This is a genomic window from Geminocystis sp. CENA526 (assembly GCF_050753365.1).
Taxonomy (GTDB): domain Bacteria; phylum Cyanobacteriota; class Cyanobacteriia; order Cyanobacteriales; family Cyanobacteriaceae; genus Geminocystis.
The window spans coordinates 1-7,320 of sequence record NZ_JBLZFY010000150.1; the positions used below are offsets into that span (position 1 = coordinate 1).

Below are 7,320 nucleotides of genomic sequence, written 5' to 3' on the forward strand. Positions count from 1 at the left end.
AGAGTTAGAAACAACAATTAAAAGGCTATTAAATGAAAATCAATTAGAGATAAATTGGAGTAAAAAATTTAAAAATAAGGGAAATTTGATTAATGCAACTTAAATGCGTCTTAGCTTAATACATGAGTTGAATCTGTTCTTTGTTTTCCCCTTTGTTTTAAGAAATTGATTCCTTTTAAATGAGTTAATAGTATTTCTAGTAATTTTTCTATTTTTTGAGATTCAATTAATCTTTTTCTCCACTCACTTAATACCGTAAAATTAAAACCTTGATCTGTTAATTCTAACCCTAATGCATATTTCCAATCAATCCTTGCTCTGACTGCTTCTGCGGCTTGTCTATCTGTTAATCCTTCCATGAATTGAAAAATAGTTATTAAAGCCAAACGTGCTGGTGAAATACCACTTTGCCCACAATCTAGGCTATATAAATCTAACCACTCTTTATCTTCGTATAATTGTCCTAATTGCTCTGCTATTTTAAGATAGATATTTCCTTTTTGAAAGACAGCTAATGCTACTGTTTTCGTATCTTCAGGAATACTCCATTTTTCTTGAGGGTGCATTGTCATTATTTTTCTCCAAAATTTCTATATTTACCAATACATATATCAGGATGTTTGTCAAAGTTTATGTTAAGATATGTTTCGCCAACAGGATCATAAATTGACTATTAGACATCTTCAGAAAAACAGGCAAGATGCCTGTTCTACGATATAAAAAAATAATCACGATCGAAATCTATTCATTATTCATTATTCATTATTCATTGTTCACTATTCACTATTCGCTAATTCAGTTATTATAATCAACATGGCATTATTTGCCGAATAACCCTCGACTTAAAGTCTCGTTAACCTTCAATTTATAATATTACGGAATGGAAGAAAAACTGCCCCAACACAGAATGCAGATTACGGACGATTTGGATAAATTATTACAAATTTTACCTTTGACAATTCGTCAATCTGTGGAACAACATCCTCAAAAAAGTTCTTTAATTGAGATAGTTTTAGACTTGGGGAGAAAGCCCGAAGCGAGATTTTCAGGGCATAGTTGTTATTTAAGTGATAATTTAGTCAGTCGAGAAGATTTAGAGCATTGTGTGGCTAGAGTTGGTCATTTTAGCGCCGATAATCGTGCAGGAATTGAATGTACTTTACACCGTATCAGTGCCATTCGTAACCGTCAAGGTAATATTATCGGTTTGACTTGCCGTATTGGGAGGGCGGTTTTTGGCACTATTTTGATGATTCGAGAATTAGTGGAAAGTGGTCAATCTATTTTACTATTAGGTCGCCCCGGGGTGGGTAAAACTACGGCTTTACGGGAAATCGCTAGGGTTTTAGCTGACGAGTTAGAAAAACGAGTAGTAATCATTGATACTTCCAACGAAATTGCAGGAGATGGAGATGTACCTCACCCTGCCATCGGTAGAGCCAGAAGAATGCAGGTGGCTCGTCCTGAGTTACAACATCAGGTAATGATTGAGGCGGTGGAAAATCATATGCCCGAAGTCATTATCATCGATGAAATTGGTACAGAATTAGAGGCTCAAGCGGCTCGTACGATCGCAGAAAGGGGTGTTCAGTTAGTGGGTACTGCTCACGGTAATTATTTAGAAAACTTGATCAAAAACCCGACTTTATCGGACTTAATCGGGGGTATTCAATCCGTCACCCTAGGGGATGAAGAAGCCCGTCGCCGTGGCTCTCAAAAGACGGTTTTAGAAAGAAAAGCTCCTCCTACCTTTCAGATTGCGGTGGAAATGTGGGAGCGTCAAAAATGGGTAGTCCATGAAGAAGTAGCTCAAACTGTTGATCATCTATTACGGGGAAGACAGTCGATTCCTCAGTTACGTCAGGTTAATGATGCAGGGGAGGTTTCCATTACAAGAGACCCTTCGATCGTACCTCAAACTGAGTTGACAAAGGTACAAAGTTTGATTGAAATTCCTTCTAAGCCTAGCGGTTTAAGAGCTTCGGGTAAAATGCTCCCTATTTCCTTAACCCATCAACAACCTAATTTAGAATTTGAGGAAATGTTGAATAAGTCTTGGTATCAGGGGGATGTTGCCACAGAAAAAATACGCATTCCGGGACCAAATGGGGAGGATTTTCCTATTTATGTTTATCCCTATGGTATCGGTCGATCGAACCTAGAACAAATAATTGATGTGTTAAAAATGCCAGTAGTGTTAACTAAGGATTTAGATGATGCGGATGCTGTATTGGCACTTCGATCGCAAGTGAAACACCATTCTAAATTAATGCAGTTGGCAAAAGATAGACAAATCCCTATCCATAGCATCAAGTCTAACAGTATTCCTCAAATTACCCGTACTTTAAGGCAGTTAATCAATATGGATAACCCAGACAATGAAACGGAGGATTTAAGGTTATTTACCAAAGCAGGTAGCGATGACGAAATCGAAGCCTTAGAGGAGGCACGGTTAGCGGTAGAACAAATTGTGATACCCCAAGGGCAACCTGTGGAGTTACTTCCTAGAAATCCGAAGGTGAGAAAGATGCAACATGAACTCATTGAACATTATAGACTTCGATCGGACAGTTTTGGTGATGAACCCAATCGCCGACTACGCATCTATCCAGCTTAATTAGAGGTTGCCTCATAGTCTTAGATGAGGTAGTGAATAGTGAATAGTGAATAGTGAATAGTGAATAATGAATAGTGAATAGTGAATAGTGGGGAGTTTTTAATTGTTAATTGTTAATTGTTAATTGTTCATTGTTCATTCCTTATTAGAATTGTGATAACCATGTTAAGATACTGTAGAATTTAAGCAATCTATTGAATAGGTCATAATTTCTGTATGTTATCGTTGTCCTTTAAAAAAAACTTGACTAATTATTTCGGGATTATTGTTTCTTGTGGTGTGTTGTCTTTTACGCCTTTAGCTTTTGCTCAATCTCTAAACGATAGCCAAAATAATGAGGGATTGGAAGAAAATATTATCGCCCCTATCAATCAAACTGAAAGCCTATTAAGTATTGAAGGGGGAGAAAATTTGATGCGAGAAGCTGAAGAAGCTATTAATGCGGGTAACTATGACTTGGCGGCTACTAAATTACAACAAGCTAGACGTATTTTTAATCAACTCTCCAATTTTTATCTACAATTAGCGGAAAGTTTCTCTGGAATTGATCCCCGTTTAGCAGAAGGGCAACGAGCAGGAGCGTTAAGAACTGCTACCCTAAGAGATGAGTCCACCTATCAGTTAGCTTTAGTACATAGGGCGCAAAATAAGCCCGAATTAGCAGTACCGCTTTTGATTCAAATAATTCGATCGCAAAATCCCACCAGTGAATTAGGGCGAAAATCCTATCAACAATTATACGAAATTGGTTTTGTGCAAACTCCTTTTCAACCTCGTTCTAGTAACTAATTTTAACTATAGTATTAATCTATAGAAAGTATTGATAATAGTCAATTCTAACAAAAATTGTCTCTAATTTATCAAAATAAAAAGTCAAGCTATTGTATAATAAATTAATAATTTAATTCTTTATTTTAAATAATAATGGTAAGTTTAGAACAAGTAAAAAAAACGATCGAACAAGAAATTAGTGATGCCCAAGTCTTCGTTAAGGATTTGACGGGAGGGGGAGATCATCTTGAAGCGATCGTAATTTCATCTCAATTTGCAGGTAAAACTAAAGTAAAACAACATCAGTTAGTTTACGGTGCATTGCACAGCGAACTAAAATCAGAGGCGATTCACGCTTTAGCCTTAAAAACCTATACCCCCGATGTATGGCAAACCATGCAAAACTAACAAGACTTAGGTACTAAATACAATTTTTGCAGATTGCTTCAGATTGCTTCGTAACCTCGCAACGCAAAGCGCCTCGCAATGACAATAAGTATCTGTAATCTTATTTGATGATTACAATACGAAACTTCAATAAACTATTATTATTTTCCTTAGACATTTTTAATTAATTATGACACCAGATTTACAACAACGGATTGACGATATTGTTAAAAGTACCCCTGTAGTGGTTTTTATGAAAGGCTCTAAATTGATGCCTCAATGTGGATTTTCTAATAATGTTGTGCAAATTTTAAATACTCTTGGCATTCCTTTTGAAACCTTTGATGTTTTAAGCGACTATGATATTCGTCAAGGTATCAAAGAATATTCTAATTGGCCCACTATTCCCCAAGTATATGTTAATGGGGAGTTTATCGGCGGTAGTGATATTCTCATCGAATTATATCAGACAGGCGAATTACAACAAATGATAGAAGTTGCTTTAGCTTCTTAATTGTTTTCCCCGTTTCCCTCTCCCTTCTCCCTCAATTCGATCGAATGATTTAGGACTGCTATAGTACTTTATTATGGCAGAATAATATTATGATTCCGTGGCTCTTCTACAGTAGTCATGATATTTTAGTATTAAATAATCGTTAAAAGCGTTGGTATATAATAGGTTTATAATTTTAAAAATGCAGATAGTATAAATTTACAGTTTTAATTTAACCTAAGACTTACTACCTAATACCTGACACCTTTTTTTAGACATAATTTATCATACTCAAAGTAGAAGAGGCGATTCCGTTTCTTAAATTAACTAAAAATAACGATGAATTTTCTGGTTATAATTTTAGCTTTATTTTTAATACTGACGGGATGTCAAAATCAACCCTCCATTAAGGGTATAGAAGCAAGTATCAAAAGAGTAGTTAGTGGACAAACAATTGAAATTATCATCGATAATACATCCTATCAACTCAGGTTAACTGCTATAGATATTCCCGATAATCAATCTAATCTCAATGAGGAAGCAAAACAATTTTTAGTCAATTTTTTCACCCTTGATAATACCATCCCTCTTAAGTCTGCTAAGGTTATCGTTGAAACAGATTTACAAGTTAAAGATAAATATAATCGTCTCAATGGTTATGTCTGGTATCTCGATCGAATGGTAAACCAAGAATTAATCAAACAAGGCTATGGTATCCCTAACTTAAATTATACTGATGGGAAGTTCGATCGAGCCTTAATTAACGCTCAAGATTATGCTCGTATCATGGAAAAAGGTATGTGGAAAATAGAAAAATAATTAACTCTTAACTTAATCAATGTCTATCTCGATCGAAATCTTATATGCTCTTATGTAGGAATGAATAACTATCAATAATTCCTGTGGTGGGCATTGCCCACTACTATAGTGATATTCAATTTAATTTATTTCATCTCAAAAATATGAATAATCAACTCCTATTTAAAATGCTTGAAGGGCAAAATATTGATAATAAATATTATCTCAAAAAATTATTAGGTTCAGGCGGATTTGGAGGTGTTTATTTAGCCGATGAAGTGGTTAAAGATCGATTAATTAGAACCGTTGCCATCAAATTAATTATTACCGATAACCCCGACAAACAGTTAGATGAATTGATTTTTTCCACTACTTTAGAACACCCTAATTTGATTAATTGTTATACCTGCGGAGAGTGTGAATTAAATAATATTGAATTTCTCTATTTGCTGATGGAAAAAGCAGATTATAGCCTTGAGGATGAGTTGAAAAAAGGTAAATTATCGGAAGAAAAAGTTAAACAATTAGTATTAGATATAGCCAACGGATTAGATTATTTACATAGTCAACAACCTGTTATTGTCCATCGAGATTTAAAACCGGGTAATATTTTAAGAGTAGGGGATAAGTGGAAAATATCGGATTTTGGTTTAGTTAGGAGTTTGAAAAATACAGCAACTCAAACTACTACGATAATGGGATCAATGGGGTATGCACCCTCAGAAGCCTACGAAGGCACAATCTCTACTGCATGGGATATTTGGTCATTAGGTATTTTAATAATAGAGATTTTAACAGGAAAACTACCCTTTGAAACAAATGATTCAGAACATATTAGAAAATTAGTTATTAATGACAAAATTACTATTCCTTCATTAGAATATCCTTTCAATAAAATTGTTAGAGAATGTTTAATTAAAGATTATCAAAATCGTATTAGTGCAAGAGAAATAATTAAAATGTTAATAAAAGATCAAGAGAAACTAATAAATATAAATCCTGAGTATCAATTCTCTAAATATATTCCATTAATTAACCTAAATATTTCTATTTTAAGTTTTTTAATTTTGATAGGATTGTCAATTTATAATTATAGGGGAAATAATTTAGATAAAACACCAAAAAATTTAATTAAAAATGGTAGTTTTGAAGAAGGCGTTGAAATTAATAAGGATACTAAATTTAACGGATTAAATACTAAATCACAGGGTATTACTAATTGGGAAATAAAAACTGATGATATTGATTATAAAGAAAATTTTTGGCAAAATAGTGATGGCAATAGAAGTTTAGACCTTAATGGTGGTAAAGCAGGGGCAATTAGTCAAACTTTTCCTACTAAAATTGGAGATAGATATTTAGTTCAATTTGATATGGCAGGAAATCCAGATAATCAAGAAATTCCAATTAGAAAAATAATTGTATCAACTGGGGAACAACAAGGTCATTTTGTTTTTGATATAAGGGGAGGAAAAACGAGAGAAAATATGCAATGGCAGACTTTTAAATGGGAATTTATTGCAGAAGATTCCATGACTACTTTAACCTTTTCAGGCTCATCAGGTAATACTTCGGCTTATGGTGCTACTCTGGATAATGTTAGAGTTTTCCATTTAAAATAAACTTTATGGAAAATAAGCAAACAATTCATTTGGTTTTAACACTTTATTTTGTTATAAAAGGCTAAAAAATATGAACAAGCGTTTACCAAAAATTAACAACGATCGAGATGCCGAATTATTGTTAGAACAAGATTTAACGGATTATCTCAATAAAGAAAATTTTACTCCCATGACATTCGAGTTTGAACCAAAGGATAAAGTAATTACTTTTCGTGTGTCAGAAAAATTGTTAAAAGCTATCAAAAAATCAGCAGAAAAACGAGGAATTAGTTACCAAAAATGGTTAAGAGAAACCGTTGAATCTTCTTTAATTGATTACTAAAGGCTCGATCGAACTATGATAAAGATTATAATTGTCGCAATACTATTAGAGTAATTTGCAGTCAAAAACATTATGTATGGTATTCAATCTATTATCAATGATAGAAAATATTAATTTTTTGATAAATACAACTTCTCCAATGATGATATTATGTCATTGCGAGGTAACGAAGCAATCTCACATATAAATTATGATAGATCACGATCGATTATTTAAAGAATTAATCCAAACATTTTTCTGGGAATTTATCGAGTTATTTATTCCCGAAGTTTTGCAGTATGTATCAAAGGAAACTTTAACCTTTTTACCC

7 protein-coding genes and 1 pseudogene are annotated in these 7,320 nt (G+C 33.5%); 7 read left to right on the forward strand and 1 reads right to left on the reverse strand.

All coding sequences use genetic code 11. The features are described from left to right. Positions 1 to 226 precede the first annotated feature (226 nt). Positions 227 to 392, reverse strand: a pseudogene (locus ACN4EE_RS21275) (transposase); the annotation flags it as partial. 488 nt (positions 393 to 880) lie between these two features. Here ACN4EE_RS21275 and ACN4EE_RS21280 point away from each other — a divergent pair. From ACN4EE_RS21280 to ACN4EE_RS21310, 7 genes are all read left to right on the forward strand, one after another. Next, complete coding sequence (locus tag ACN4EE_RS21280; RefSeq protein ID WP_431708513.1) at positions 881 to 2,617, forward strand: R3H domain-containing nucleic acid-binding protein; 1,737 nt, start codon at positions 881 to 883, stop codon at positions 2,615 to 2,617. A gap of 243 nt (positions 2,618 to 2,860) precedes the next feature. Beyond that, entirely contained in the window at positions 2,861 to 3,406 is a 546-nt protein-coding gene (locus ACN4EE_RS21285) for a hypothetical protein (RefSeq protein WP_431708514.1), read from the forward strand. Positions 3,407 to 3,541: 135 nt separating this feature from the next. After that, a complete protein-coding gene (locus tag ACN4EE_RS21290; protein ID WP_431708515.1) occupies positions 3,542 to 3,796 on the forward strand; it encodes a BolA family protein in 255 nt (84 codons plus the stop codon). A gap of 169 nt (positions 3,797 to 3,965) precedes the next feature. Continuing rightward, entirely contained in the window at positions 3,966 to 4,289 is a 324-nt protein-coding gene (gene grxD / locus ACN4EE_RS21295) for a Grx4 family monothiol glutaredoxin (RefSeq protein WP_431708516.1), read from the forward strand. A 318-nt stretch (positions 4,290 to 4,607) separates the two neighbouring features. Next, complete coding sequence (locus tag ACN4EE_RS21300) at positions 4,608 to 5,087, forward strand: thermonuclease family protein (protein WP_431708517.1); 480 nt, start codon at positions 4,608 to 4,610, stop codon at positions 5,085 to 5,087. Between the two features lie 143 nt (positions 5,088 to 5,230). Further along, on the forward strand, positions 5,231 to 6,688 hold the full coding sequence (locus ACN4EE_RS21305) for a choice-of-anchor C family protein (RefSeq protein ID WP_431708518.1): 1,458 nt from the start codon (positions 5,231 to 5,233) through the stop codon (positions 6,686 to 6,688). A 70-nt stretch (positions 6,689 to 6,758) separates the two neighbouring features. Beyond that, a complete protein-coding gene (locus ACN4EE_RS21310; RefSeq protein ID WP_431708519.1) occupies positions 6,759 to 7,010 on the forward strand; it encodes a CopG family antitoxin in 252 nt (83 codons plus the stop codon). Positions 7,011 to 7,320 lie beyond the last annotated feature (310 nt).

Bases quoted from the DNA above. Each gene is read 5' to 3' on its own strand.
- ACN4EE_RS21310 (WP_431708519.1), top strand. From the start codon at position 6,759: ATGAACAAGCGTTTACCAAAAATTAACAACGATCGAGATGCCGAATTA.
- ACN4EE_RS21290 (WP_431708515.1), top strand. From the start codon at position 3,542: ATGGTAAGTTTAGAACAAGTAAAAAAAACGATCGAACAAGAAATTAGT.
- ACN4EE_RS21280 (WP_431708513.1), top strand. From the start codon at position 881: ATGGAAGAAAAACTGCCCCAACACAGAATGCAGATTACGGACGATTTG.
- grxD (WP_431708516.1), top strand. From the start codon at position 3,966: ATGACACCAGATTTACAACAACGGATTGACGATATTGTTAAAAGTACC.
- ACN4EE_RS21300 (WP_431708517.1), top strand. From the start codon at position 4,608: ATGAATTTTCTGGTTATAATTTTAGCTTTATTTTTAATACTGACGGGA.
- ACN4EE_RS21305 (WP_431708518.1), top strand. From the start codon at position 5,231: ATGAATAATCAACTCCTATTTAAAATGCTTGAAGGGCAAAATATTGAT.